General features: G+C 38.4%; 25 protein-coding genes. 16 read left to right on the forward strand and 9 right to left on the reverse strand.

Annotation, left to right across the window (positions count from 1 at the left end; all coding sequences use genetic code 11):
* Positions 1-222 precede the first annotated feature (222 nt).
* From rpoN to VXM68_RS19915, 3 genes are all read left to right on the forward strand, one after another.
* Positions 223-1,689 (forward strand): RNA polymerase factor sigma-54, encoded by a 1,467-nt coding sequence (gene rpoN / locus VXM68_RS19905; RefSeq protein WP_293954711.1) that lies wholly within the window; start codon positions 223-225, stop codon positions 1,687-1,689.
* A gap of 81 nt (positions 1,690-1,770) precedes the next feature.
* Positions 1,771-2,646, forward strand: a complete 876-nt coding sequence (locus tag VXM68_RS19910; RefSeq protein ID WP_293954709.1) for a carbon-nitrogen hydrolase — start codon at positions 1,771-1,773, stop codon at positions 2,644-2,646.
* Positions 2,647-2,735: 89 nt separating this feature from the next.
* A complete protein-coding gene (locus VXM68_RS19915) occupies positions 2,736-3,812 on the forward strand; it encodes an agmatine/peptidylarginine deiminase (RefSeq protein ID WP_293954707.1) in 1,077 nt (358 codons plus the stop codon).
* Positions 3,813-3,907: 95 nt separating this feature from the next.
* Here VXM68_RS19915 and agaR read toward each other — a convergent pair whose 3' ends face one another.
* The 3 genes from agaR to proS form a co-directional block, all read right to left on the reverse strand.
* Positions 3,908-4,669, reverse strand: coding sequence for a transcriptional repressor AgaR (gene agaR, locus VXM68_RS19920; protein WP_293954705.1), 762 nt, complete (start codon positions 4,667-4,669; stop codon positions 3,908-3,910).
* Between the two features lie 238 nt (positions 4,670-4,907).
* The gene (locus VXM68_RS19925) at positions 4,908-5,696 is read right to left on the reverse strand and encodes a GDP-L-fucose synthase (protein ID WP_294182717.1); all 789 of its coding nucleotides are present in this window, start codon (positions 5,694-5,696) and stop codon (positions 4,908-4,910) included.
* Between the two features lie 11 nt (positions 5,697-5,707).
* Entirely contained in the window at positions 5,708-7,180 is a 1,473-nt protein-coding gene (proS, locus tag VXM68_RS19930; protein WP_293954701.1) for a proline--tRNA ligase, read from the reverse strand.
* A 177-nt stretch (positions 7,181-7,357) separates the two neighbouring features.
* On the opposite strand from proS, the gene VXM68_RS19935 reads away from it, so the two are divergent.
* From VXM68_RS19935 to purH, 6 genes are all read left to right on the forward strand, one after another.
* Positions 7,358-8,536 carry a hypothetical protein gene (locus tag VXM68_RS19935; protein WP_367209790.1) on the forward strand — a complete coding sequence of 393 codons (1,179 nt, stop codon included), beginning with the start codon at positions 7,358-7,360 and terminating at the stop codon, positions 8,534-8,536.
* Between the two features lie 72 nt (positions 8,537-8,608).
* Entirely contained in the window at positions 8,609-10,201 is a 1,593-nt protein-coding gene (locus VXM68_RS19940; RefSeq protein ID WP_367209791.1) for a hypothetical protein, read from the forward strand.
* Between the two features lie 121 nt (positions 10,202-10,322).
* On the forward strand, positions 10,323-11,078 hold the full coding sequence (locus VXM68_RS19945; protein WP_293954695.1) for a hypothetical protein: 756 nt from the start codon (positions 10,323-10,325) through the stop codon (positions 11,076-11,078).
* An 11-nt stretch (positions 11,079-11,089) separates the two neighbouring features.
* Entirely contained in the window at positions 11,090-12,013 is a 924-nt protein-coding gene (locus VXM68_RS19950; RefSeq protein WP_367209792.1) for a LysM peptidoglycan-binding domain-containing protein, read from the forward strand.
* A gap of 32 nt (positions 12,014-12,045) precedes the next feature.
* Positions 12,046-12,684 (forward strand): uridine kinase, encoded by a 639-nt coding sequence (locus tag VXM68_RS19955; protein ID WP_293954692.1) that lies wholly within the window; start codon positions 12,046-12,048, stop codon positions 12,682-12,684.
* 112 nt (positions 12,685-12,796) lie between these two features.
* Entirely contained in the window at positions 12,797-14,323 is a 1,527-nt protein-coding gene (gene purH / locus VXM68_RS19960; protein ID WP_294182721.1) for a bifunctional phosphoribosylaminoimidazolecarboxamide formyltransferase/IMP cyclohydrolase, read from the forward strand.
* Between the two features lie 52 nt (positions 14,324-14,375).
* On the opposite strand, the gene VXM68_RS19965 is transcribed toward purH, so the two are convergent.
* Positions 14,376-14,747, reverse strand: coding sequence for a DUF1232 domain-containing protein (locus VXM68_RS19965; RefSeq protein ID WP_293954688.1), 372 nt, complete (start codon positions 14,745-14,747; stop codon positions 14,376-14,378).
* Positions 14,748-15,050: 303 nt separating this feature from the next.
* Here VXM68_RS19965 and VXM68_RS19970 point away from each other — a divergent pair, with 303 nt between their 5' ends.
* Positions 15,051-15,764, forward strand: coding sequence for a DUF4397 domain-containing protein (locus VXM68_RS19970; protein ID WP_367209793.1), 714 nt, complete (start codon positions 15,051-15,053; stop codon positions 15,762-15,764).
* Positions 15,765-15,856: 92 nt separating this feature from the next.
* Here VXM68_RS19970 and VXM68_RS19975 read toward each other — a convergent pair whose 3' ends face one another.
* A complete protein-coding gene (locus VXM68_RS19975) occupies positions 15,857-16,162 on the reverse strand; it encodes a septum formation initiator family protein (RefSeq protein ID WP_293954684.1) in 306 nt (101 codons plus the stop codon).
* 231 nt (positions 16,163-16,393) lie between these two features.
* Between VXM68_RS19975 and lpxB the strand changes: the two genes are divergently transcribed.
* Together lpxB and VXM68_RS19985 are read left to right on the forward strand one after the other, a co-directional pair.
* Positions 16,394-17,509 carry a lipid-A-disaccharide synthase gene (gene lpxB, locus VXM68_RS19980; protein ID WP_294347016.1) on the forward strand — a complete coding sequence of 372 codons (1,116 nt, stop codon included), beginning with the start codon at positions 16,394-16,396 and terminating at the stop codon, positions 17,507-17,509.
* Positions 17,510-17,565: 56 nt separating this feature from the next.
* Positions 17,566-18,201: a hypothetical protein gene (locus VXM68_RS19985; RefSeq protein ID WP_294347015.1), complete on the forward strand. Its 636-nt coding sequence runs from the start codon at positions 17,566-17,568 to the stop codon at positions 18,199-18,201.
* Positions 18,202-18,275: 74 nt separating this feature from the next.
* On the opposite strand, the gene VXM68_RS19990 is transcribed toward VXM68_RS19985, so the two are convergent.
* From VXM68_RS19990 to VXM68_RS20000, 3 genes are read right to left on the reverse strand one after another with little or no spacing between them, the layout of a single operon-like run.
* Entirely contained in the window at positions 18,276-19,355 is a 1,080-nt protein-coding gene (locus VXM68_RS19990; protein WP_367209794.1) for a DUF3810 domain-containing protein, read from the reverse strand.
* Positions 19,356-19,374: 19 nt separating this feature from the next.
* Positions 19,375-20,433 (reverse strand): nucleoid-associated protein, encoded by a 1,059-nt coding sequence (locus tag VXM68_RS19995; protein ID WP_312362208.1) that lies wholly within the window; start codon positions 20,431-20,433, stop codon positions 19,375-19,377.
* Between the two features lie 9 nt (positions 20,434-20,442).
* Positions 20,443-21,369: a histone deacetylase gene (locus tag VXM68_RS20000; RefSeq protein WP_293954674.1), complete on the reverse strand. Its 927-nt coding sequence runs from the start codon at positions 21,367-21,369 to the stop codon at positions 20,443-20,445.
* A gap of 178 nt (positions 21,370-21,547) precedes the next feature.
* On the opposite strand from VXM68_RS20000, the gene VXM68_RS20005 reads away from it, so the two are divergent.
* From VXM68_RS20005 to VXM68_RS20020, 4 genes are read left to right on the forward strand one after another with little or no spacing between them, the layout of a single operon-like run.
* Positions 21,548-22,189 carry a YceH family protein gene (locus VXM68_RS20005; RefSeq protein ID WP_367209795.1) on the forward strand — a complete coding sequence of 214 codons (642 nt, stop codon included), beginning with the start codon at positions 21,548-21,550 and terminating at the stop codon, positions 22,187-22,189.
* A gap of 6 nt (positions 22,190-22,195) precedes the next feature.
* Positions 22,196-22,684, forward strand: coding sequence for an MFS transporter (locus VXM68_RS20010; RefSeq protein WP_367209796.1), 489 nt, complete (start codon positions 22,196-22,198; stop codon positions 22,682-22,684).
* Positions 22,685-22,699: 15 nt separating this feature from the next.
* On the forward strand, positions 22,700-23,386 hold the full coding sequence (locus tag VXM68_RS20015) for a hypothetical protein (protein WP_367209797.1): 687 nt from the start codon (positions 22,700-22,702) through the stop codon (positions 23,384-23,386).
* 1 nt (position 23,387) lies between these two features.
* Positions 23,388-24,275: a DUF72 domain-containing protein gene (locus VXM68_RS20020; protein WP_367209798.1), complete on the forward strand. Its 888-nt coding sequence runs from the start codon at positions 23,388-23,390 to the stop codon at positions 24,273-24,275.
* A gap of 119 nt (positions 24,276-24,394) precedes the next feature.
* Here the strand turns inward: VXM68_RS20020 and eno are convergent, their stop codons facing one another.
* Complete coding sequence (gene eno, locus VXM68_RS20025; RefSeq protein WP_293954666.1) at positions 24,395-25,690, reverse strand: phosphopyruvate hydratase; 1,296 nt, start codon at positions 25,688-25,690, stop codon at positions 24,395-24,397.
* Positions 25,691-25,702 lie beyond the last annotated feature (12 nt).

Here is a 25,702-nt window from a genome sequence, read left to right on the forward strand (position 1 = left end):
ATATACAACTAAATAAATCGCTGTAATCAACTATTTACATTTTTTAACAATAAATGGTATGCGCAAAATAACGTACAAATCGAGCATAACTCGATAGGTCTAATTTCCCTTTTTTAGCCGTCTTCCACAAATATTATACCCCTTTTTTATTTATTATCGATTTTATTTTAAAATAATAATGATATTTGTTTAAATTTAGATGTAAAAAAGTCAACTATTAGCATGTTAAAACAAACATTACAACAAAAGCTATTACAGAAATTGTCTCCGCAACAGATACAGTTTATAAAATTGTTGCAGGTTCCGACTGTTTCATTAGATGCAAGAATCAAGGAAGAATTAGAGGAAAACCCTGCGTTAGAAGATGGTAGCTTGACTAATATGACCGATCCTATAGAAGAATATCCTGACAAAGATCCCGATGATAATTTTGACAATGAAGAGGGATTCGACTCAGACGACTTTAGCTTGGAAGACTATATCCAGGAGGACGATTTTAAAGATTATGGTAACGGCTATGAGTATGGCGATGATGACGATGATCGGAAAGAAATGCCTGTCGCAATCCAGCATTCGTTTTATGAACAGTTACAACAGCAATTAGACCTGTTGGCTTTAGATGACAAACATTTTCTAATTGGTCAACAAATTATTGGCAGCCTTGATGACGACGGATACTTACGCCGTCCTATTATCAATCTTGTAGACGATCTAGCGTTTGGCCAAAATGTAATGACTGAAGAAAATGAAGTGCTTGATATCTTAAAAGTCATTCAAGATTTTGAGCCTGCCGGAATTGGCGCCCGGGATTTGCAAGAATGCCTTTTGATCCAGCTGCAAAAAAAAGACACTCAAAATCCCACTATTAAACTTGCTATTAAAGTGGTAGCAAACTACCTTGAAGAATTTACCAAAAAGCATTATGATAAATTAGAAAAATCATTGGGCATTTCGTCGGAGGATTTAAAAAATGTAGTGAATGAGATCCTAAAACTTAACCCAAAGCCTGGAGACTCTGGCGCAGTGGCTGGTAAACAGCTTCATATTATCCCCGATTTCCATATTAGTAACAATGATGGTATTCTACATTTGACTTTAAACGGCCGAAACGCACCCGAGCTCCGTATAAGCCGTGATTACCAGCACATGTTCGAGCATTATGAAAAATCGGATCAAAGGGATAAGAAAATGAAAGAAGCTGTACAATTCGTCAAGCAAAAACTTGATTCAGCAAAATGGTTTATTGATGCAATCAAACAACGCCAGCAAACCTTACTCAAAACAATGAACGCCATCATGGAATATCAATATGATTATTTCCTGACCGGTGATGATCGAAAGCTAAAGCCCATGATATTGAAAGATATTGCGGATAAAATTGACATGGATATATCAACAGTATCGCGGGTTGCAAATTCAAAATATGTACAGACAGAATTCGGCACTTTTCTCCTAAAATCATTTTTCTCCGAAGCTATCCAAACAGACTCTGGGGAAGAGGTATCCAATAAGGAAGTTAAAAAAATATTGGAGGAGTGTATTTCAAAAGAAAATAAGAGAAAACCACTAGCTGATGAAAAGCTTACTGAGATCCTGAAAGAAAAAGGCTATAATATTGCGCGACGAACGGTAGCAAAATATCGGGAGGCATTGAATATCCCTGTAGCAAGATTACGAAAAGAGCTCTAAGAGCTCTTTTTGTTTTTACCTAAAGACCAAATCCAAATTAAGAATAGTATCTTTGTGCTTGAATTAAATAAGCATTAAAGAATGAGCAAAGTAAAAGTTGGAGTTGTACAGATGAGCTGTACCGCAAGCAAACAAGAGAATCTCGAAAAAGCTATCGCTAAAGTAAAAGAGGCCGCTGCAAAAGGTGCGCAAATCGTGTGTCTGCAAGAACTATTTACCTCTTTATATTTCTGCGATGTAGAAGATTATGACAATTTCGCATTGGCTGAAACCATCCCTGGTCCATCCACCGATGCACTATCGGCTATCGCCAAGGAAGCTGGAGTCGTCATTATCGCTTCATTATTTGAAAAAAGAGCCGAAGGACTTTACCATAATACAACCGCCGTATTAGATGCGGATGGCTCATATTTGGGGAAATATCGGAAAATGCATATTCCAGATGACCCCGCTTTTTATGAAAAATTCTATTTTACGCCGGGTGATCTAGGCTACAAAGTATTCAAAACACAATTTGGCAAAATAGGAATTTTAATCTGTTGGGATCAATGGTACCCTGAAGCATCTCGGATTACCGCCTTAATGGGCGCTGAAATTTTATTTTATCCTACGGCTATCGGATGGGCAACTGATCAGGACGAAGAAACTAACAAAGATCAGTATAACGCATGGCAAACCATACAACGCTCCCATGCAGTTGCTAACGGCGTTCCAGTGGTAGCTGTTAATCGTGTTGGATATGAACAAAATGGCGCCATGAAGTTCTGGGGCGGAAGTTTCGTAACAAATGGACAGGGAAAATTGCTTTACCTAGCTTCTCATGACAAAGAGGAAATTGAGGTCGTCGAATTGGACTTAAATGAATCGGATTATTTTAGAAAACACTGGCCATTTCTTCGGGACAGAAGAATTGAGACATACTCACCAATCACCAAACGTTTTATTGACGAAGACTAATATTGCATATACTCGCCATTTCGGTTGCGAAGGTACATAACTGTGCTGAGTTGAACTGAAATGGCTTTTTTAATCCCCGCAAAATAAGTATGGAACAGAAAAATACATTTACGCAGACCTATTTTGACAATTCCCCCAAAAAACAGGGGTTTTCATTTCCTCCAGAATGGGCTAAGCAAGAGGCCTTATGGCTGAGCTGGCCACACAAAGAGGAATCATGGCCTGGAAAAATCGAAACGATATACAAACCTTATTGTCAATTCATTAAGGCCGTATCCGAAAGCCAAAAAGTAAGAATTAACGTCGCTAATGAGGAAATGCAAAATTTTGCTATACAGGCCCTCAAAGACGTGACGAAAGATTTTAGCAATATCGAATTCTATTACAATCCCACTAATGATGCTTGGTGTAGAGATCACGGCCCTGCTTTTGTTATTAATCCGTCAACAAATCAAAAAGCAGTGGTTGACTGGGGGTATAACGCGTGGGGTGGTAAATATCCGCCATTTGAACTTGACGACATCGTTCCAACTCGTATTGCCCAAAAATTGGATCTTCCTTTATTTAGCCCTGACATCGTCATGGAGGGAGGATCGGTTGAATTTAATGGTGCAGGAACAATTATGACAACAACGGCGTGCCTATTGAATAAAAACCGAAATCCGCACTTAACGAAAGAGCAAATAGAAATCTATTTAAAAGAATTTTACGGTCAAGAACAAGTGTTATGGCTTGGTGATGGTATCGTAGGAGACGATACAGATGGCCACATTGATGATATTACACGCTTCGTCAATGAAAATACAGTACTAACAGTTGTGGAAGAAGATCCTTCAGATGAGAATTACCAGATTCTTCAGGAAAACCTGGAAATGCTCCGTTCATTTAAACTCTTAAATGGAGAATCTCTGCATATTATTGAGCTCCCAATGCCCGCCCCTGTTATTTATGATGATACAAGATTACCCGCTTCTTATGCTAATTTCTATATCGCCAACGATGTTGTTGTTGTGCCAGTCTTCAACGACAAAAATGACCAAAAAGCACTGGACATTATCCAAAGCTGCTTTCCTAAACGTAAAGTCATTGGAATAAATTCGGTCGACATCATTTGGGGACTGGGAAGTTTCCACTGCCTGAGCCAGCAGGAACCAGCGATTATTTAAACGAACTGCCCAAAAATAGAAATTCCCCCATAAAGTTATTCAGTTATGGGGGAGTTTTAATTAAAAAATCAGAATGGTGTTGAACTCAATTCGTATTAAACAACAATCACGTTTACACCAGCTTTTTCCAATGATTCTATAAAACTTGCATTAACCTTATCATCTGTAATTAGCATATCAATTTTTTCAAAACCACAAATTCTCCCAAAGCTTCGCCGACCAAATTTAGAAGAATCTGCAAGCACCACCACTTTTTGAGCAGTATCGATCATAATTCGATTTAATTGTGCTTCCTGAGCGCTTGAAGTTGACACACCATATTCCAAATCGATACCATCAACTCCCAAAAACAATTTGCTACAATAAAAATCTTTTAACAAATTTTCAGCATATTTCCCTGTTACCGAAGTAGATGTCTTGCGAAGCGTCCCTCCCAGCTGCATAATTTCAACGGAAGGATATTTTATTAACTCCATAGCAACATTCAATGCCGAAGTTACTACAGTGATATTGCCTTTTGGAACAATCTGCTTGGCAAGCGACTGCATCGTCGTGCCAGAAGCTATAATGATAGAGTCGTTTTCCTCAATCAGCTCAGCTGCTTTCTTGCCAATCCTGCTTTTATCATCCGAACGAAGTTTCTCTTTTTCGAATACAGTACGGTCAGTCGTATACGGATTATATTGTGTCGCCCCGCCATGCGTTCTAAACAACAATCCACTATCTTCCAACAAAGTCAAATCCTTCCGAATAGTTACAGAAGAAACTCCCAATTCTTCACACAGATCAATGACTTGAACTACGCCGACTTCTTTTAATTGTTTTAAGATATATTGATGTCTCTCTACATTTGTCATGGCTTTATATAATAAGCTGTTAAAATAATAAATATGTTACTCGGTTTGTTTAAAGGAAATCCTGATATCTGAAAATGATCCGTGGCTATCGACAAATTTCAGCGTATAAGACCTTTTAAGTGAATTTAACGTAAATGAATTTGCTTCACAAGGACTAAGGTTAAATTAATCAATTTATTTAATTTTCTCCACCCAGACAATCAAAATTTCTTTTTCATTTAAAAAAAGAAAGATCAGACTAAAACTGCAATGGGTCAGGTAAAACAAATTGATAGTCCAGCTCTTCTTGCAGTAATTCTCCGCTCACTATTTTCTGAGTCGTTTCAGCTGCTTCGAACGCGAGAGGCAAAGCATAACCATATTTTTTTGCAGAAGCAAGAATGACATCTTTTTTCTTAGGATGTAAGGGAGCAACAACATTATAAACGGTATGTTTCAGTGTGCGGTTAGTGGTCGCTTCCAGCAGAGCGACAACATCCTCAATATGAACAAAATTAGCAGGCTGCTCTCCAGTGGTACAGATACGCTCAGAGAAATATTTTGCAAAGACACGATTCTTACCAAATAGGCCTCCTAAACGATAAACAACGGTATTGGCCAATTCCAACATATACTCTTCAGCCATCAAGAGCTTTGGTGCAAGCTCAGCCTTATTCGTAAAAGATTCATCAAACACCACATCTTTAGCCGGATAAATTCCAGTAGAACTTAAAAAAACATGCGCTTGCCAACTAATCCGGCTAAAAAATTGCTTGATATTAGAAAATCTATTATCAAGCATTTCTGTGCTATTTTTCTGACTTGCTGGTATACTATTTAACACGAAGTCAAATTGAATGGGTATACCAGCCTCTTCCGGAAAACTTTCTCCATCAAAATCAAGCATAAAAGAAAAAATACCCTCAGCTTTTAGCCGATGGTATTTTTCATCTGTTGTTGTGCTTGCCCAGATCTCATGGCCTTGATGCTTCATGTATACCGCAAAAGACTCTCCAAGCCAACCACATCCTAAAATGAGTATCCTCATATTGCAAACAATTAATAAGCTTTAGCAAAAAGCACACGCCTACTGGAAGGTTTGCCGGTAAATATACAAACCCCTTGCTCATCCTTTGCATCCAAAGGAATACAACGAATTGTTGCTTTAGTTTCTTCTTTTACACGCTTTTCCGTTTCTGTAGTCCCATCCCAGTGACAGGAGATAAAGCCACCTTTACCTTCCAGTACTTCTTTAAATTCTTCATAAGAATTTACTTCCGTATAATGAGAAGTTCTGAAATTCAATGCTTTTTGATAGATATTTTCTTGTATTGTATCCAATAACGTACTAATCGTACTGGCTAGGCCCTCTTGAGCAACAGTTTCTTTCGTTTGTGTATCACGACGGGCCAATTCTACTGTACCATTTTGCATATCTCTTCCACCGACAGCGACGCGAACAGGTACTCCCTTTAATTCCCATTCAGCAAATTTAAAACCCGGACGCTGTGTATCGCGATCATCATATTTTACCGAAATATCTTTCACCCGCAGTTCAGTGGTTAACTGATTCACAAATACATCAATTTGCGCCTTTTCTTCCTCAGTCTTAAAAATCGGAACAATCACAACCTGAATCGGGGCCAATTTCGGTGGCAATACCAACCCTTGATCGTCGGAGTGGGCCATAATCAATGCGCCCATGAGTCGGGTAGAAACACCCCACGAAGTTGCCCATACATGTTCTAACTTGCCTTCTTTAGACGTAAATTTCACATCAAATGCCTTGGCAAAGTTTTGGCCAAGAAAATGGGATGTCCCTGCTTGCAATGCTTTACCATCTTGCATCAATGCCTCAATACAATAGGTATCCAATGCCCCCGCAAAACGTTCATTTTCTGTTTTCCTTCCACGGACAACGGGAACAGCTAAAATCTTTTCTGCAAATTCAGCATATACATCAAGCATACGTTCTGTTTCCGCAATAGCTTCCTCTTTTGTGGCATGTGCAGTATGCCCCTCCTGCCATAAAAACTCAGCGGTACGTAAGAAAAGACGTGTTCGCATTTCCCAACGCACCACATTTGCCCATTGATTGACCAAAATAGGGAGATCACGATACGATTCAATCCATCCGCGATAAGTATTCCATATAATCGTTTCTGAAGTTGGACGCACGATCAACTCTTCCTCCAATTTCGCCTCTTCGTCTACGACGATCTTACCTGTACCATCGTTCTTTAACCTATAGTGGGTAACCACGGCGCACTCTGTAGCAAAACCTTCCACATGCGCTGCTTCTTTAGAAAAAAACGATTTGGGAATGAATAAAGGGAAATAAGCGTTGCTATGACCAGTCTCTTTAAATCTTTTGTCTAAGATTGCCTGCATTCTTTCCCAGATAGCATATCCGTACGGCTTGATCACCATACATCCTCGTACAGCTGAATTTTCAGCCAGATCAGCTTTGATTACAAGCTCATTATACCATTGCGAATAATCTTCTGCACGACTTGTTATTCCTTTACTCATATGTGATTGATAAATTATTGTAACATTATTACCTCAAATCCCGTCTGTCATTCCAATGCGAAAAGCGTTCAAAAAAAATATTTGTATTTTTGATTACTTCGATTAAACCACCTCGAGAAATTTGCGTCTAAGATAGTAAATAAGGCTGTATAATCGAAAATAACGATTTAGGATATTATGAAAAAAAATAGATTATTTATCGGAGCACTTGCCATAACAGGAGCGTTCATTTTAGGTTCCTGCGGTACAAGTAGGCAAATTTATGGCGACGATGTCTACGGCAATAACGGGCGGGCTAGACAAAAGGTTTACCAAAGCCCAGATTACTATTACACAGACGCTGATCAGTCCGAACCAAATGGACAGGCTCAAGGCGGCTACTATGAGGATGAATATTCTGATCAGGATTACAATAGTGATTCTTATGAAGATCTCGAATATGCCAATCGGATCAACCGTTTTTATTACGCTAGTCCAGGTATGACCTACTTCGACCCATTTTTTGATCCATGGTATGGTTATGGATTTGGAGGATGGTACGGATACGGTCCATCATTCGGAATGGAATGGGGATGGAACTCTGGATGGGGTTCGTCTTGGTCAATTGGTCTCGGATGGGGATCGAGCTGGGGCTGGGGATCGCCATGGTATGGTGGTTATAGACCTTGGGGTGGCTGGTACGGTGGAGGCTACTGGGGATCCGGCTGGTATGGAAATGGTTATTGGGGTGGTGGCTACTGGGGCAACTCAAGACCACGTTATGCTTCAAGTAGATCAGTTTATAGAGACAACTTTAATACGCGTAGTTCATCATCAAGATCCCGCACTTCGGGAGGATATGACCGCAACAGTGTAGCTAGAAATTCTGGAGGATACGATCGTACTGGGGTAGCTCGTGATTCTAGAGGCCGTATCACATCTGTTTCCAACAGGTCAAGAACTTCTGACGGTTCCGTAACACGCAGTTCTTCTTTTGATAGATCAGGAAGCAGAACGAGAACGTCTGATGGTGTATCAAACAGAGCTTACTCGGATGGCACACGCTCAAGAACATCGAACAGAGTAAATGGTTCTTATCAAAATAGTACTAGAAGCACAAATGGTTACTATAATAACGGTTCGAGAACTAGAAACAATTCTGGTGAAGTATCACGTCCAATGAGTCGGTCTATGGACACACGTTCAAGCAACCCAAGTTCGACATCTAGACCATCTTATACGCCACCAACTAGAAGTTATGATAGTGGTTCATCCCGCTCTAGTGGAGGCTTTTCTGGAGGCGGAAGCTCAAGATCTTCGGGTGGAGGTTTCTCAGGAGGAGGTAGCTCAAGATCAAGCGGAGGCCGTACTCGCTAATTAAAGGCATTTTGAATAGTAGCATACACCTTGTTGTGTGCTACTACTTTATTATTGATGATATTTCAGCATATGACAATCAAAAAACTACTTTTTGGAACTGCATTCGTTTTAGGTGCAGCAGGGACTTCCCAAGCGCAATATACGAAAGATGTACTTTTATTCTCCCAAGGGGATAATGGGGGAACAGCTCGTTTTAAAGCCATGGGAAACGCATCTACCGCATTAGGTGGAGATATAAGTTCGATTACTAGCAACCCGGCGGGTTTGGGGTACTTTAATCAATCTGACGTATCAGTAACAGCCAGATACCTTAACAACAAAAATAAAACCGACTATTTTGGTCAAAATTCAAACAGCAGTAAGAATAATTTCAATCTCGATAACGCGGGTATTGTTTTTCACCTCCCAACATACCGAAATGGTGGAAATTTAGATAGAGGCTGGTTAAATTTTAATGTGGGTATTGCCTATAACCGCAACAATATCTACAACAATTTATCACAATATAATGGTGTTAATAACACAAGCTCAATTACGGATGCCTATTCCGACCGGCTATCGTCACCTGACGGAATGAATGGCTGGGGACAGGAAGTTTATGGTAATTCACTATTATTCGACGTAGATCCTAAAAAAGCTGGATCATATATACCGACTACGGTTGGCGGAACTTACGATGGAAAGAATGGGTTCAATCAAGTCAATTCCATCTTAGAAAAGGGAAGCAAATCTGAATCGGTCCTGTCTTTTGGAGCAAACTATAGCAACAGGCTATATCTCGGAGCTGCTCTAGGCTTTACAGCGTTTAGTTATGACAACTCAAGTTGGTTTACTGAATATGGTCAAACAATGACAGCCGACCAATTAAAAGCGATCAACAAAGATTCAGAGTTTTTAAAACCAACCAATGCCCAGAAGTATGCTATGTTGGATAAAGATTACGAATTATACGACGATTATGCGCAAGCAACGGATGGTACTGGTGTAGATTTTAAACTTGGGGTCATATACAAGTTCACGCCTACTTTCAGCATGGGATTTACGGCGAAATCGCCAACATTTATGAGCATCAGGGATGAATCATATAGTAATTCAGAATTTCGTTATTTCAGACCTAATGAAGATAAGTCATTTAAAGAGTACCGAACCAGCGATGACGCAGGACATAGTTACCTGGAGTACAATATGAATACACCTTATAAATTAGCTGTGGGTGCAAGCCAAATTTTTTCAAGAGGATTATTAACCGCAGATGTGGAGTGGGTGGATTATGCTGCTATGCGTTTTAGAGATGTAGGTAACTATAGCAAAACATTAGAAAAAAACATGAATCAAAACATCAAAGATACCTATCAAGGCGCATTTAATGCCAGGATCGGTGGTGAAGTTTTGTTAGATAATGTCTTTAGTGGAAGAGCTGGCTTTAATTATAGTGGTAACCCTTATAAAAATGCAGATTATACAAACTATACAGCCTCGCTAGGCATCGGTGCAAAACTCGGCCGTGGCATGTATATTGATTTGACAGGAACTTACAATGCTATCAATTACAAAGAAAGCCCTTATACTATTGACGAAAATTATTGGAACGCTGCAAGTCCAGCTGCAGATATAAAAAACCAACGAACAAATGTTATACTAACAATTGGTTCAAAATTTTAAGATATATTTTTCTTCAGGAAAGTCCAGCGTTGTCTGGACTTTTTTTTGCCACGTCCATTAGCAATTATTTTTGCATTTAACTCATACTTTATCTAAGTTTGTCCCCTTGGATTTAAATCACATGGCAAATCAGGAAATTTCAAAAGCTCTCAATCTCATTTTTACATACCCAATTTGGCGCATAGAAGTCGATGCAAAAAATAAATTGATCGCCATAGAAACAAGAAATCCAGAAGATACATTCCCTTATTTCAACGTCATCACTTTTGAAGGAACTTACGTCCTGCAAGACTTCAAGGCAATCACCAGAGAATGGGTACTTGGTGGAATCCAATGTAAAAAATTAATACTAAAGAAGATTTCCAATAATTCACCGATCGATGCTGGGATACAGGTAATCGATTGCTACAACCCACAGTATCAAGAAACCTGGTTTAATTACGTTTTCATCAGTCTGGTTGATCAAGGATTGCTCATTAGGCCCAAAACGGTAGCGCAGGGCCAACAATTGTTTTTGAATATTCAGTCGATGTCAATTGAAAGCAAAAATTTGATTACCATTAAACCTTATACCAGTGAGCTCGTCTATCCAATTATCTATAATGGTGAAATACCCCTATTTTTGAAGGACTTCCCTATTGATGGTGATATCTGGATAAATAGCGTAAATGACTACTTTATTTGGGCTTTCTATGAAAAACAAAAAAATAATCGTTATCAAATCAGGTTAGTTCAATCGACAAGAGAAATGTTAATAGAGTCTATCCTTGCGGTTTCGGGACTGGAATTAAAGCTCTTCAACATTTATTTTCTTATTCACAGACAAATATTCCTTTTGACAGATAATAAACGGGAGTTTGTTTCGTATTTAGTATAATTGCAAAATATATGAAAGTTTTATTCGAATTAAAGACATATAAAAAAATAGCTATGCTATCCATCGCGGTAGTAGCTATTCAACACGTTGAAGCGAAAAATTCAATATCTTTATCTACTTATTCTATTCCCGATTCAATCGGAAATGAGGTGATTAATGGTGAAGAATTTATACTATTCAAAATTGAAAAAGGAGACAATTACTACCAGCTAAGTAAGAAGTATAAAATAACGGTAGGACAATTGACTCAAATAAATGGTAATGGTACGCTAAACCTTGGTCAGATCGTTAAGATTCCGACCGGTCGAAAAGCGAAACCTGTCATTACTAACGACCGTAGCAATCCGGCAGCGCTAAATCTGCGTAATCCGCAGCAGCAAGAGGGTTTTACGGAATACATTGTTGGTGAAAAAGAAACACTTTACGCGATATCCAAAAGGTTTAGTATCTCTGTTGAAGATATCAAAAAAGCGAACAATTTAAAAAATAATATTATTAGTGGTGGAATGAAACTCATGATCCCCAATCAACCGCTCCCACCGGAAAGACCAAAATTAGTAGAGCCTAAAGGAATCGAAATTGTAAGCCCCGACTCCACAGACGATGATAACAAAGAAGAAAATCAAATTTCAACAAACCGTTATGGAATTCGTGAGAAATCAGAACGTGGTATTGGTGTGTGGATTGATGGACTTTCATCTCAGGGCACCAGTAACCTCGCGCTACACAAGTCGGCTCCAGTAGGCACTATTCTAAAAATTACCAATCCGATGACGAAAAGCGTAACATATGCAAAAGTAGTGGGAAAATTTAATGATAATGCCGAGAACCAAAATGCAATTGTCGTGTTGTCAAAATCAGCTGCCGCAAGTATAGGAGCATTAGATAAACGCTTCCAAGTGGAAATTGCGTATGGATTACCGCTAGAAAATTAACACAATCAAATAGCTTTTACAGCACAATACAAATGAATAACAAACCGTATGTCCTAGGAATTGCCGGTAGTAGTGGCTCTGGAAAGACTTTTTTCTTGAATAGTTTTTTAAAACATTTCAAGCCTAGTGAGGTCACCTTAATTTCCCAAGATGATTATTACATCCCTGCCAATACCAAAACTCAGGAGGAAAATAGGCTCTATAACTTCGATATTCCAACATCAATCGACAGACAAGCTTTTTACAAAGATATCAAAGCACTTTTTAACGGTGAAACAATACATAAGGAAGAGTATACCTTTAACAATCCTGCCCTAACACCAAAAATTCTAGAGATTAAACCGGCTCCGATTTTAATTATCGAAGGCTTATTCATTTTCTATTATACAGAAATTAATGATTTAATCAATCATAAGATATTTTTAAGCGCCGATCAGGATATCGCATTGAGACGACGCCTACACCGCGATTTGGTTGAAAGGGGCTACTTTGAAGACGATGTGATGTACAAATGGGTGAACCATGTACTCCCATCTTATAACGAGTATCTATTACCCTATCAAGATACTTGCGATCAGGTCATATTCAATAATACCGATGAGCCAGAACCAATATGGGAGATCACCAATCAAATTTCTGAAGAGCTAAAGTTAAAGCTCAATTTGGTATAAAATTACGAAGGAGAAGCTATCAAATAGATTCTCCTTCATTTTTAAAGTAGTTGATTTATTGATATCAAGATTTTAAATACCTATCTTTGCGCCACGAAACAAATCCATCATAATGAACCATCCTGTAAAGATTAAAAATGCTTTGGTTTCAGTCTATTATAAAGACGGCCTAGCTCCTTTAGTTGAATTATTAAACAAATACGGTGTTACCTTCTACTCCACTGGCGGAACAGAAACATTTATAAAAGATTTAGGTATAGATGTTGTTCCAGTGGAAGAACTCACGAGCTATCCTTCTATTTTAGGTGGTCGTGTAAAAACTTTGCATCCAAAAGTGTTTGGAGGTATTTTGGCTCGCCGCCCCCTTGCGTCTGACCAACAGCAGCTTGCCCAATACGAGATACCTGAGATCGATTTGGTTATTGTGGATTTGTACCCATTTGAAGAAACAGTTGCTTCTGGTGCATCCGAACAAGATATTATCGAAAAAATTGATATAGGTGGAATTTCTCTGATCCGTGCGGCGGCTAAGAACTTTAACGATGTAGTAATTATCTCTTCCAAAAATGATTACCAAGCATTGGAAGAAATACTTGCAAATCAAGAAGGTAACACTTCGCTAGAACAACGTAAAGAATTTGCCAAACGCGCATTCAATACATCGTCGCATTACGATACGGCAATCTTCAACTACTTCAATCAAGAAAACCCACTTCAAGTTTTTAAGCAATCTGAACAAAAAGCCCAAGTCCTGCGCTATGGTGAAAATCCTCACCAAAAAGGCGTTTTCTTTGGCGATTTAGATAACATGTTTGATAAATTAAGCGGCAAAGAGTTATCTTATAACAATCTTGTTGACGTTGATGCTGCGGTCGATTTAATTGATGAGTTTACAGAACCTACATTTGCCATTCTAAAACATACAAATGCGTGTGGAGTTGCCTCCAGACCAACGATCAAACAAGCCTGGTTAGACGCATTGGCTTGTGATCCTGTTTCAGCGTTTGGTGGAGTTTTAATAACAAACGGTCAAGTAGATGCTTCAACAGCTGAAGAAATTAATAAATTATTCTTCGAAGTATTGATCGCACCTTCTTATTCGGAGGAAGCTATCGCAATACTTACCGCGAAAAAGAATAGAATTATTCTTGTTCGTAAAGAGGTTACACTACCTAGTCAACAGTTCAAAACACTGTTGAACGGCGTTATTCTACAAGATAAAGACAAAACAATTGAAAATGCAGAGCAAATGGTTACTGTAACGAAAGTAGAACCTACTGACGAACAACTTCAAGACCTATACTTTGCGAACAAAATCGTTAAACATACCAAGTCAAATACAATCGTGTTTGCCAAAAATGGCACTTTATTAGCTTCTGGAGTAGGTCAAACATCTCGTGTAGACGCATTAAAACAAGCTATTGAGAAAGCGGTTTCTTTTGGTTTTGATCTTAAAGGATGTGCGATGGCATCAGATGCCTTCTTCCCTTTCCCTGATTGTGTTGAAATCGCTTCGGAAGCAGGTATTGCAACCGTATTGCAACCCGGCGGTTCAATCAAGGACCAGTTGTCGATAGATATGGCCAATGAAAAAGGAATTTCAATGGTGACAACGGGAGTTAGACACTTTAAGCACTAAGCAGACTTCAACAATTAATAAAAAAGCTACTTTGTACAAAGTAGCTTTTTTATTAATTATTTATTTCAACGTTCAATCTTTCGAACTTATAGCGTTCTATCTCCTCCGACAACTTACGGATGGCATAAGCTACGATGGCAACATCATCGATCCAGCCGCCAACAGCAATAAAATCAGGGATCGCATCTATCGGAGAAATCACATAAATGATCGTTCCGATGATGATGGATAGATTCCAGTTGTTCATCTTAAACTTACCTGTGATTGCATCTTTACACATCGCAATCAGTAATTTAAAATCGCCAACATAGCTACCTAGGTTTTTTGCCTTAGATTCCGCCTGTGATAACTCCTCCTCCGTAATTTTACGTTGTCTAAAGCGCTCAAACAGACCTGTTGCAATATTCTTAATTCTACTGTTCATAACCCAAAATTAGGATTACTAAATAAATAATGCAAATCACTTTTCAGTTGACTCACGCGCAATCAGGACGACCAAATTATTTGCACTACTGTGAAAATATGATACCGCAAACATGTACTATCAAGCTGATATACGAACCATTTTACACTTGGAATAGCCGATGCACCTTGGATTAAATAACAGCTACACTCAAATTTATTATTTTTATAGCCAGAGCTGTAGCAAACTATGTTCAATGTGCGTATAATAGACAACACAAGCGCAATGTGTTCTATACAACAAAAAATTTAATGTTACACAGTTATGAAAAACTATAGATTATTCAATTTTATCTCCATTGTTCTAGCGACATTCTTGCTTTCAAGCTGTCTGAAAGATAATGATGACCAAAAAATTCCTATGGCGCTCTTTACCATGGTTAATGGCTACAGCGACGCTAATGCTGTCGTCTATTATGCGGATGGCGGGGCTTTACAAAACCCAAATTATCCCATGGAATTTAAAAGCTATAGGCCAATCGTTGGACTATTCACCGGAGCTCGAAAAATAGCTGTTTCCTCTGAATACAACGGTATCTTAACAGATACAACAATTACTGTAAAAGACAGTACGATATATACATCCTTTCTATTTGGAACAAAATCAAAACCGGTACAGATAATCACGACAGACAGAATCAACAAGCAAATTAAAAACACCGAATCCGGTTTACGTTTCTTTAATCTTGCTGAGGGAACGGATCAGGTAACCCTTCAGATTGGCAGTGAGACTTCCCCCTCAGAATGGACAAATAGAGCTAAAGAAACACAGAACTCGGCAAACGCGAATCAGGGATTTATTGCGCAAAAAAGTGGAACATTTACTGTTACAGCACGTGACAAAGCAGGAAAAACAATCGCGACCCGGAACGAAATTAAATTGGCTGAAGGCTATTATTATTCTTTAATACTCATCGGTAAGGCAAATGATGAAAACAAACCATTATATATTGGTTTAGTAGCTCAAGCAGCGAATTAAAATACCCACATCTATACACTTTTTATAACGGCGGCCATCGTGTAAATGTGATGGCCGCTTGCTTTTTATGTTTTGAATATACTTTTTAGTTATTAAGGATTTTCTTTAGGTGGCACTTTAGAAATAACATAAATATCCTCATTATCTTTTTTCATCTTATACTTCTCACGGGCAATACGTTGTACTTCCTGCGGATTGGATCGAATATCGTTAATTGTTTTAATGATTGCCGCATTTTCCTTAAGGTAGAAAGAGCGCTCACTCTCCAGGTTCGCTTTCTGTTTTTGATAACTGTACTGTGTGGCAAAGTCATTTCTATCAAAAAATAACATCCACACCAAAAAAGCCAAAGCGGCTAACAAATACTTATTTCTTATTAAATACCACAATCGTTGCATAAGGCAAAAATACTATTTAGCTTTTATACTCAAGATTTTTTCTTTACAAGTTCACCATCTTTGATTAAAGATATGGAATAATAAAGGCAAATTCATCATATCCCTAGAATAATCTTATCTTTAACAGTTGAAAAACGATCATTTCAAGGGAATATCCATTTTAAAACTATACCCGATTTTATAATAGAATGGTATATTCGATAGGATGATTAAAGAATAAATCATTGACATATGAAATACTATCTTATAGCAGGTGAAACTTCAGGAGACTTACACGGCGCAAACCTTATTAAAGCATTAAAAATTGAAGATCCTGATGCAACTTTTCAAATTGTTGGAGGAAATCTAATGCAGGAAGAGGCAGGAAGAAAACCATTAATCCATACTTCGCAAATGGCTTTTATGGGCTTTATAGAAGTTATAAAAAATCTGCCAAAGATATCAAGGAACCTCAATCAAGTTAAAAATGATCTATTAAACGAAAGACCAGATACTGTCATTCTGATCGATTTCCCTGGCTTCAATTTGAAAATTGCTGATTTTGCAAAAAAACATGGAATTAAAACCTGTTATTATATTTCCCCTAAAGTATGGGCCTGGAATCAGGGTCGTGTAAAGAAAATCAAACGCATAGTCGATCACATGTTTTGCATTCTGCCTTTTGAGGTGGATTTTTACAAAAGATGGCGCATGCCCGTAGATTATGTTGGAAACCCACTATTAGATGCGATTTCAAACTACCAATTCAATTCCAATTTCAGGGCAGAAAATGGTTTTTCAGAAAAACCACTCATCGCCCTTTTGCCTGGAAGCCGGGAAATGGAAATCACTAATTTGCTGCCTATAATGGCCGAACTTCCGTTCTTTTTTCCTGTTCATCAATTTGTAATTGCAGGTGCTCCTAATTTTGATGAAGCGTTCTACAGGCAGTTTTTTAAAGGTATTGATATTCCCGTAATTTTCAATCAAACTTACGATATTCTCAATAACGCAGAAGCCGCAGTCGTTACGAGTGGAACTGCTACGCTGGAAACAGGTATTTTGAAAGTGCCTCAGGTAGTTGTCTATAAAGCTAACCCACTATCTGTATGGATAGCTAAACTCCTCGTCAAAGTCAAATTTATCTCGCTCGTAAATCTAATCAATAACTTTTTATCTGTAAGAGAATTGATTCAAGACGACTGCACTGCATACGATATTTCCTATGAAGTGGGTGAATTGATCAATAACAAAGTGCATCGCGCAAGTGTGATGGAAAACTACGATATCCTTGCTGAAAAACTTGGCTCCCCTGGGGCTTCAGAGAAAACGGCCAAATTGATTGTAAAATATCTCGCTAAAATTTAAACTCTTTTCCCTTTCATTTGTCAAACCATAAGTAGTCACTATTAATTAAAAGGGTTATGAAATATAAAATTATTCTAGGCTTTTTTCTTTGTTTTGCAATGATCTTAACAGGTAAAGCACAGGAAGTGCAACATATTTCTAAATTAGAAATTGGTAAAAAGTCAAAAAAAAATATCGATAATAGAGATTCTACTGTCGCTATACACATCGATACCTTGATCATGAAGGATAACTCTACTTTTTCTTTCTATGGTAAGAAAAATGTTAAGCTCAGCATTGGTTATGCTGAAATTGGAAACAAAGCAACTATCCATGGAACTGATGGGAAGAATAACGGAACTAATTTTGACATCAAGGCTAATTTTCAAAAATTAGGGTCCCTATATATCATTGCAAAAGGAGATGACGCTTTCAATGGAACCAAAACTTTTCCAAATGGAAATGGAGGAAAAGTTAAAGTCACCTTAACAAACGGAAGCCTTAAACCTCAAACAACAGACAAGAAAGCGACAAATTATATTTATGCAGATGTAGTGGCAGGTGGACGTGCAGTCAATGCAAATTCGGACTTAAGAAATATTTACGACCGGATTAAAACCGCACCCACCGGATTAAGAGGACTGCCCCAAGGGCAAATTTTCTCTGGGAGCCCCGGTACAGAAGGAACATTTGAACTAATTTCAACCCAATAACAATAAAGTTAAAATCATAAAAAAAGCCGTATTCTTTTTTAATACGGCTTTTTTTATATATAATCCACATCCTACTACCTACACCCTCTTGCTTTAAGCTCATTGGCCAATACCAGCCGGGTCATCCGATCATATCGGGCCATTCCTTCTTGCTGATTATTGTGTTTTAGGTATTGGTTATAAAACAATCCCATGACATCGTCGACCCATCCAGTATATGTACTCCAAAATTTTCTTTCTCTTTCTAAGTCTCTCAATACCTTTACACTTAACCGCCCTTTATAATCTTTCCATAATGCAGGATACATGCCCTGAAGCTCACGCAGCATATATAGGGAAGTCTGTAGATAGGCTGAATATCGGTAAAAGGCTTGAGGATGATGCTGTAAGCGGACGAAAGCAATAAAATTTGCCTCATCTTCAAAACCGATGCCTTGCTGGTGAGCAAGTTCATGCACAGTAGTAAACGGTAGAAAGGTTGCCGGCATGGCTTTATTCACTTGAGCTTCGTGGGTAAATGGATTAAAATAGCCCGACACTCCAAAAAAAGAAATTATACGGCTATTAATTGGTGATTTTGCGCCAATTTGATCTGTTGATAAAAAATCCGCAAACGTTGTATCATTTTTGATCCACGTGGTCAACTCTTCTTGAATAACCTCTTTACGCTCTTCCCACTGCGATGGATTTACATGTTCACGTAATGTATTTGTACTATCTAAAAAATCATTCAATACCATTAGATAATCGGCTAGTCTTAAGCTATCGACTTGCAGCTGTACGTTTGTGCTGATTGGCTGACGGTAATAGTTGAGCCCCCAAGATAGGTAAAAGAAACAATAGAGTCCGAATAACAAATTGATCATGGACAATACTAAACGAACAAAACTTTGCCATCTTCTTTTCCATAAGTTTCCAATTAATTTTGCAGCTAAATAGATAAAAAACACGACAACTGCGACATAGAAGAGATCGCCTAGACTAAAGGGAATATAACCAAAAACAAACCTCGGCACTTGACTATAAAATTGATAGAGTCCCTGTGCATAAAATACCTCAATCCATTGACTATTTTTCTCGATCGCAGAGAAAATTAAAGTGACAATAAGGAGAGCGAAAAAAGTAAAAACCGCTATTTTATCCCGCTTTTCCATTCAATACTTTTTAAAACGATTAACTTTCGTTCTCAAAATAAACCTTATAGAAATTCATACCCTTATCCTCATCATAACCTTTCTCTAGATATTCACGTTTACCATGAACATAGATATGAAAATTCTTATCGAGTTTTAAAACAGACTTATAAGAAGATTCCATTTTTTTTACAGCTTTATCTGCTATTTCAAAATTTTCCTGAAATGGCGAGTCAAATTCATCCTCAAAACCAGCTTTAAAATCTTGGAATAAAGCAATTGCTTGCGGATTACCTAGCACTTCCTCCTCAAACTCTTCTTGTACAAATGTTTCCTTTTGCTTAAAGTAGTTCATGGATTTATTTAACAGATCAATCTTGTCCGCTTTTTCCAATTCAAAGGTCTCATCCAATTTTTCCTCCACAAAATTCTTATAAACTTTCAAATAATTGCCTGTTTGGTTAAAATTATCATTGCGCACGCGCAGTTGAAGAAAATCATCCTTCCAGTAAACTGCCTCCTGCTGCTTATTTGTCTGGTCAAGCACCAATACCTTATATCCTTCTTCCTCTTCTACGTTGATAATAATACAGCCTTTGTCGAGTTTATTAATATTAATTGCTTCTTGTTCATACTCCAACAAAAATGCGCCTTGCTCTGGATATACTTTCAGATAGGTTTCTTTATTCTCCGATTTGAATATACCGATGGCATCATGTTCTTCCCCTTCGATCTGAACGTTCTTCAATGCTACGATATACACCTCACCTGCTTTGATTTTAGGATGATTGGAAACTTCATACAGGTGTTTTGAAATTTGTTGAGAAAAATCATGAAATGGAAGCTGATTCTTGAAATACTGTCTTACAAAATAGAAAATCTCATTCAGCTCTAATTCTTCATTGGGATGATACAGACGATATACTTCATTCACCTTAGCAAAGGGACTCATAAAATACTGCATCAATAGCCCTGGGAGTACTTCATCGTCCGCAAGAGAAACGGGTGCATCTGACAAAATATAAAATTCATCCTGGGTCTTATTGCCCACGCGATGAATAGATAACGCTTCAAAAGTTGCATCTTGGTGAAAAAACATATTTTTATCTTATAAATTATATAAATCTATTGCTATCTTAAAAGTCTGACAGTGTGCATTGACAATATCTTTAATTTCGGGAGAATAACCTCCTCCCATACTTACCTGTACAGGGATGCCATTTTTATAACACATCTGAAAGACAAGTTCGTCTCTTCGACGACAGGCGCTAATACTTAAATTTAACTTTCCCAGCTTATCTGTTTCTAAAATATCCACTCCAGCTTGGTAGAAAACAAAGTCAGGCTCAAAGTTTCTGAATATATCCGCTAAGTTATCTTCCAATACACCAAGATATTCTGCATCCGAGATATCATCAAATAAGCCTATATCCAGATGCGAGCGCTGTTTGATAAAGGGATAATTTTTCTCGCCATGCATCGAAAATGTAAATACCTGCTGATGCCCCTTAAAAATATGCGCGGTACCATTACCTTGATGTACATCCAGATCAATGATGAGAATACGACTGGCATATTGCTGCTTCAGTAGATACCCGGCTGCAGTTGCCTGATCATTCATCAAACAAAAGCCTTCCCCAAAATCATAACCAGCATGATGGGTCCCTCCGGCAATACTAAATGCTACCCCATACGCCCGGGCATAATTTGCACTTTGGATTGTTCCATCGAGAATATAGCGCTCTCTGTCAATAAGACTTTGGCTCAAAGGAAAACCTATTCTACGGACCATTTTGGAATCCAGTGTAAGCTCAAACAACTGCCTTACATATACCGGATCATGCACCAGACAGCAGGATTCAAAACTGGCAAGTTCAGGACTGAAAAAATTAGACTCATCCGCCATCCCTTCATGTTTTAACTGTAGAGGAATGAGCTCATATTTCAACATCGGAAAACGATGCCCTTCTTTTAGGGGGTGGACAAATTCTGGACGAAAAGCTATCTTAAGCACCTTAAATCTTATATTACTCATGCGAATATAAGAAATCTAAATACATAACCCGTACCAATTTGTTTCAACAATATCGATTGGATCTTTGGAGTTATATGAGAAAAAGGGCATCTTTGAGACAGAACAACCGGTAAGCCATTGTTATTAGACCATAACAGCATACTTGTACTCGATCATAAATTTTTAGTATTGAAAATAAATGGAAACAACTAATTTGCCCCGATTGTCTGCCATGGAACAACGTGTGCTAGGCTCACTAATCGAAAAATCGAGAGTTACCCCTGAATATTACCCGATGACCATCAACAGCTTGCAAGCTGCTTGTAATCAAAAAACTTCCCGTAAGCCAGTTGTACAGTATACAGAAGAAGATATTGTTGCTACACTGGATGTATTGAAGAAAAAGGGGTTGATCGCTACTGTTATAGGTGGCGGATCACGTGTCACGAAGTATAAACACAATTTTGCCATCCAGTTTCCACTCGTGCCTTCTGAATTATCCATTATTTGTTTATTGCTGCTTAGGGGAACAATGACCGCAGGTGAAATCAACTCAAACTCGGGAAGATTGTATGAATTTGAGTCGTTGAGCGAAATCAATGCACAATTGGAAAAATTAGCCCAAGAAGGTTACATTAAATCTTTACCGAAACAAATAGGACATAAAGAAGTCCGTTATATTCATTTATTGGGAGAAATCAATCTTGAAGTTGATGAAACTAGCGGTTCCGTGGGCAGCGCCTCAAATGACCAGGTCTTATTAGATCGAGTAGCTCAATTGGAGGAAGAAGTGGCAGTGTTGAAACTGAAGTTTCAGGATCTTTGGGATGAATTACATTAATTACCCATGTTGCAAACAATAGATTCAAAAAAAGAATTACCGAAAGCAACCTTGTTGCTTATGACCATTGCCACTGGTTTGGTTGTCGCCAACAATTATTACAATCAGCCCTTACTAGGCTTGATTGCTAAAGATCTCCATGTTGATGAGGCTACGGTGAGCAATTCAGCTATGTTGACTCAAATCGGATATGCATGTGGTCTCTTACTGATTGTTCCTTTAGGAGATATGTTCAAACGAAAGAAAATGATCTTGATCGACTTCGTTTTTATTATCTTTTCCTTAATCGGCATGGCTATTTCTACCTCAATTTTATCGATTTTAATATTCAGCTTTTTGATAGGTTTTACTTCGGTTATTCCTCAGGTTTTTGTTCCTATGGCTGCGGAACTTGCGCAGAAAGAAAAGCAGGCTTCGGCCATAGGAATGGTCATGTCGGGTCTGCTGATCGGCATATTACTTTCGCGGGTTTTAAGCGGATTTATCGGTTCTTAATTCGGGTGGCGTGAAATGTACTGGATCGCCGCAGCGATCATGATCGTTACGGCCATAGCCATAGCCATCAGGTTACCTGAAGTGATGCCTAATTTTAAAGGTACCTATAGCGAATTGATGCGTTCGGTCTGGGACTTTGCCAAGAAACAGCCTGTACTGCAATTAGCTGCATTCCGTGGAGCCATGGGCTTTGGCGCTTTTTCTGCATTCTTTACAACACTTGTGTTCCACCTTGCAGCCCCACCTTTCTTCGATGGCCCGGCAACCGCCGGAGCATTTGGCCTCGTAGGCGCAAGCGGCGCACTAGCCGCTGCTTTCGTCAACAAACTGACCGTATACATAAGTAAAGCAAAAATTATCTTGTATGCTATTCTATTAATGTTATTGAGCTGGTTGTTATTTGCCCTCTTTGGTAATTATTATTGGGGACTGATCTTCGGCGTTATTTTGATTGATCTTGGCCTACAATCCATGCACATCCTAAACCAAAGTGATTTCTATGCGCTAAACCTTGGCGCCAATAACCGGCTCAATACGGTATATATGGTCAGCTATTTTATCGGCGGATCAACAGGCACCTTTTTTGCTGCACAGGCATGGCAACATTTTCAATGGCCAGGCGTTATTTTCGTAGGTACGTGCTATACGCTTCTGGCCTTGTTGGCTCATGTATTATTTGATTATAAATTAAGAAAAAACTGATATGAAATTCGGTCAAGTAGAACATCCTGAGGAAATCGATTTTACCCTTCCCCCAACTCCACCAGAAACATTAAACCTATTGCAGCATTTCAAAAATGAAAAGCCCTTTGAAGTCTATGTAGGTTGCGCAAAATGGAATAAACAAGATTTAAAGGGCTTTTACCCAAGAGGTACAAAAGATGAACTCGCATATTACTCCACACAGTTCAACAGCATCGAACTCAATGCTACATTCTACAATTCGCCTAGCATAGATCAGGTAGAGACTTGGAAACATAAAACACCTGCCAACTTCAAGTTCTTTCCAAAGATTCCACAATCTATTAGTCATTTCAGTCGATTGTTAAACACTGCTGATAAGGTAAAACTTTTTACAGACGCTATCGTTCATTTCGATGAAAAACTGGGCATGGCTTTCCTACAGATGCACGACAATTATAACCCAAAGGATATGGCCCGTTTAAAACTATTCCTACATGACTGGCCAAAAGAAGTCCCCCTGGCATTGGAAGTCCGAAATAAAGAGTGGTTTTCAAAACCTGATGTCACAAAAGAACTATATGCGCTGTTGGAAGAGACCAATGTGACTAATGTTCTGGTCGATACTGCAGGCCGAAGAGATATGCTGCATATGCGTCTAACCACACCTACTGCTTTTATCCGTTATGTTGGTGCCAACCACTCGTCAGATTATGATCGACTGGATCAATGGATTGATGTTCTGAAACTATGGCGGGAAAACGGATTGCAAAAATTATATTTCTTTATCCATCAGAATATTGAGGTAGAATCACCATTACTGGCGACACATTTTATTAAAAAACTGAATACAACATTCAACTTGGATCTGACTCATCCAAATAAAAATATCCCCAATACTCTGTTTTAATTAAGACAAAGCACGAGCGTAAATGAGTTGAACATCAAGAAAATCGTTGAAAAATTCATTACTAAAAAAAGCCGAAGTATATGCTACTTCGGCTTTAATATTTAAAAACAAGCTTTTGCTTACTTTTTAGCGTATTTAAAGTTTTTACCGATAAAACGGGCATTACCACCCAATTCTTCTTCGATACGCAACAATTGATTGTATTTAGCCATACGGTCAGAACGGGATGCAGAACCTGTTTTTATCTGACCACAGTTTAACGCTACAGCTAAGTCTGCGATAGTAGAATCTTCAGTCTCGCCCGAACGGTGCGACATGACAGAAGTATATCCAGAATTTTGCGCTAAAGTCACTGCGTTGATCGTTTCAGTCAATGAACCGATTTGATTTACTTTCACTAAAATTGAATTTGCAGTATGGGTATCAATTCCTTGTTGAAGACGTTTTGTATTTGTAACAAAAAGATCATCACCGACTAATTGAACGTGGTCACCGATTTTATCAGTCAATGTTTTCCATCCAGCCCAATCATCTTCAGCCATACCATCTTCGATAGAAATAATAGGGTATTTAGCTGTTAATTCAGCCAAATAACTTGCTTGTTCTTCACTAGAACGAACAGCTCCTTTATCCCCTTCAAACTTGGCATAATCGTATTTACCGTCTTTGTAGAACTCAGAAGAAGCACAATCCAATGCTAAACAAATGTCTTGACCTGGCTTGTAACCAGCAATCTCAATCGCTTTGAGTACGGTTTCAATAGCATCTTCAGTACCTTCAAAAGTTGGTGCAAAACCACCTTCGTCACCTACTGCAGTTGAAAGACCTCTGTCATGTAATATTTTTTTCAACGTATGGAAAACTTCAGTACCCCAACGCAAAGCTTCAGAGAACGATGGAGCGCCAACAGGCATAATCATAAATTCCTGAAATGCGATAGGTGCGTCAGAGTGAGAACCGCCATTGATAATATTCATCATCGGGATAGGCAATGTATTTGCATTTACACCGCCAATATAACGGTATAATGGTTGGCGTGACTCTTGGGCAGCAGCCTTTGCAACCGCTAATGACACACCCAAAATTGCATTTGCACCCAAATTACCTTTATTTTCGCTACCGTCTAAATCAATCATGATTTTATCGATGGCATTTTGTTCAAAAACATCTACACCTTCTAAAGCTTTAGCAATTGTAGTATTTACATTCTCAACAGCTTTCAAAACACCTTTTCCCAAATAAGTTGACTTGTCGCCATCGCGCAATTCAACTGCTTCGTGAACACCTGTTGAAGCACCTGAAGGTACAGCTGCACGACCAACAAAACCATTTTGTGTAGTAACATCTACTTCGATTGTAGGGTTACCGCGCGAATCCAAAATTTGACGCGCATGAACATCGATAATTAAACTCATCTCTTTATTAGA

Origin of the sequence: Sphingobacterium sp. R2, assembly GCF_040760075.1 — a bacterium.
Lineage (GTDB): Bacteria > Bacteroidota > Bacteroidia > Sphingobacteriales > Sphingobacteriaceae > Sphingobacterium.

Bases quoted from the DNA above. Each gene is read 5' to 3' on its own strand.
- VXM68_RS19945 (WP_293954695.1), top strand. From the start codon at position 10,323: ATGGCAAATCAGGAAATTTCAAAAGCTCTCAATCTCATTTTTACATAC.
- eno (WP_293954666.1), bottom strand. From the start codon at position 25,690: ATGAGTTTAATTATCGATGTTCATGCGCGTCAAATTTTGGATTCGCGC.
- lpxB (WP_294347016.1), top strand. From the start codon at position 16,394: ATGAAATACTATCTTATAGCAGGTGAAACTTCAGGAGACTTACACGGC.
- VXM68_RS19965 (WP_293954688.1), bottom strand. From the start codon at position 14,747: ATGAACAGTAGAATTAAGAATATTGCAACAGGTCTGTTTGAGCGCTTT.
- VXM68_RS19910 (WP_293954709.1), top strand. From the start codon at position 1,771: ATGAGCAAAGTAAAAGTTGGAGTTGTACAGATGAGCTGTACCGCAAGC.
- VXM68_RS19975 (WP_293954684.1), bottom strand. From the start codon at position 16,162: ATGCAACGATTGTGGTATTTAATAAGAAATAAGTATTTGTTAGCCGCT.
- VXM68_RS20020 (WP_367209798.1), top strand. From the start codon at position 23,388: ATGAAATTCGGTCAAGTAGAACATCCTGAGGAAATCGATTTTACCCTT.
- VXM68_RS19925 (WP_294182717.1), bottom strand. From the start codon at position 5,696: ATGAGGATACTCATTTTAGGATGTGGTTGGCTTGGAGAGTCTTTTGCG.
- VXM68_RS20010 (WP_367209796.1), top strand. From the start codon at position 22,196: ATGTTGCAAACAATAGATTCAAAAAAAGAATTACCGAAAGCAACCTTG.
- VXM68_RS19950 (WP_367209792.1), top strand. From the start codon at position 11,090: ATGAAAGTTTTATTCGAATTAAAGACATATAAAAAAATAGCTATGCTA.
- proS (WP_293954701.1), bottom strand. From the start codon at position 7,180: ATGAGTAAAGGAATAACAAGTCGTGCAGAAGATTATTCGCAATGGTAT.
- rpoN (WP_293954711.1), top strand. From the start codon at position 223: ATGTTAAAACAAACATTACAACAAAAGCTATTACAGAAATTGTCTCCG.
- purH (WP_294182721.1), top strand. From the start codon at position 12,797: ATGAACCATCCTGTAAAGATTAAAAATGCTTTGGTTTCAGTCTATTAT.
- VXM68_RS19990 (WP_367209794.1), bottom strand. From the start codon at position 19,355: ATGGAAAAGCGGGATAAAATAGCGGTTTTTACTTTTTTCGCTCTCCTT.
- VXM68_RS20005 (WP_367209795.1), top strand. From the start codon at position 21,548: ATGGAAACAACTAATTTGCCCCGATTGTCTGCCATGGAACAACGTGTG.
- VXM68_RS19935 (WP_367209790.1), top strand. From the start codon at position 7,358: ATGAAAAAAAATAGATTATTTATCGGAGCACTTGCCATAACAGGAGCG.
- VXM68_RS20015 (WP_367209797.1), top strand. From the start codon at position 22,700: ATGTACTGGATCGCCGCAGCGATCATGATCGTTACGGCCATAGCCATA.
- VXM68_RS19995 (WP_312362208.1), bottom strand. From the start codon at position 20,433: ATGTTTTTTCACCAAGATGCAACTTTTGAAGCGTTATCTATTCATCGC.
- agaR (WP_293954705.1), bottom strand. From the start codon at position 4,669: ATGACAAATGTAGAGAGACATCAATATATCTTAAAACAATTAAAAGAA.
- VXM68_RS19940 (WP_367209791.1), top strand. From the start codon at position 8,609: ATGACAATCAAAAAACTACTTTTTGGAACTGCATTCGTTTTAGGTGCA.
- VXM68_RS19970 (WP_367209793.1), top strand. From the start codon at position 15,051: ATGAAAAACTATAGATTATTCAATTTTATCTCCATTGTTCTAGCGACA.
- VXM68_RS19955 (WP_293954692.1), top strand. From the start codon at position 12,046: ATGAATAACAAACCGTATGTCCTAGGAATTGCCGGTAGTAGTGGCTCT.
- VXM68_RS19985 (WP_294347015.1), top strand. From the start codon at position 17,566: ATGAAATATAAAATTATTCTAGGCTTTTTTCTTTGTTTTGCAATGATC.
- VXM68_RS19915 (WP_293954707.1), top strand. From the start codon at position 2,736: ATGGAACAGAAAAATACATTTACGCAGACCTATTTTGACAATTCCCCC.
- VXM68_RS20000 (WP_293954674.1), bottom strand. From the start codon at position 21,369: ATGAGTAATATAAGATTTAAGGTGCTTAAGATAGCTTTTCGTCCAGAA.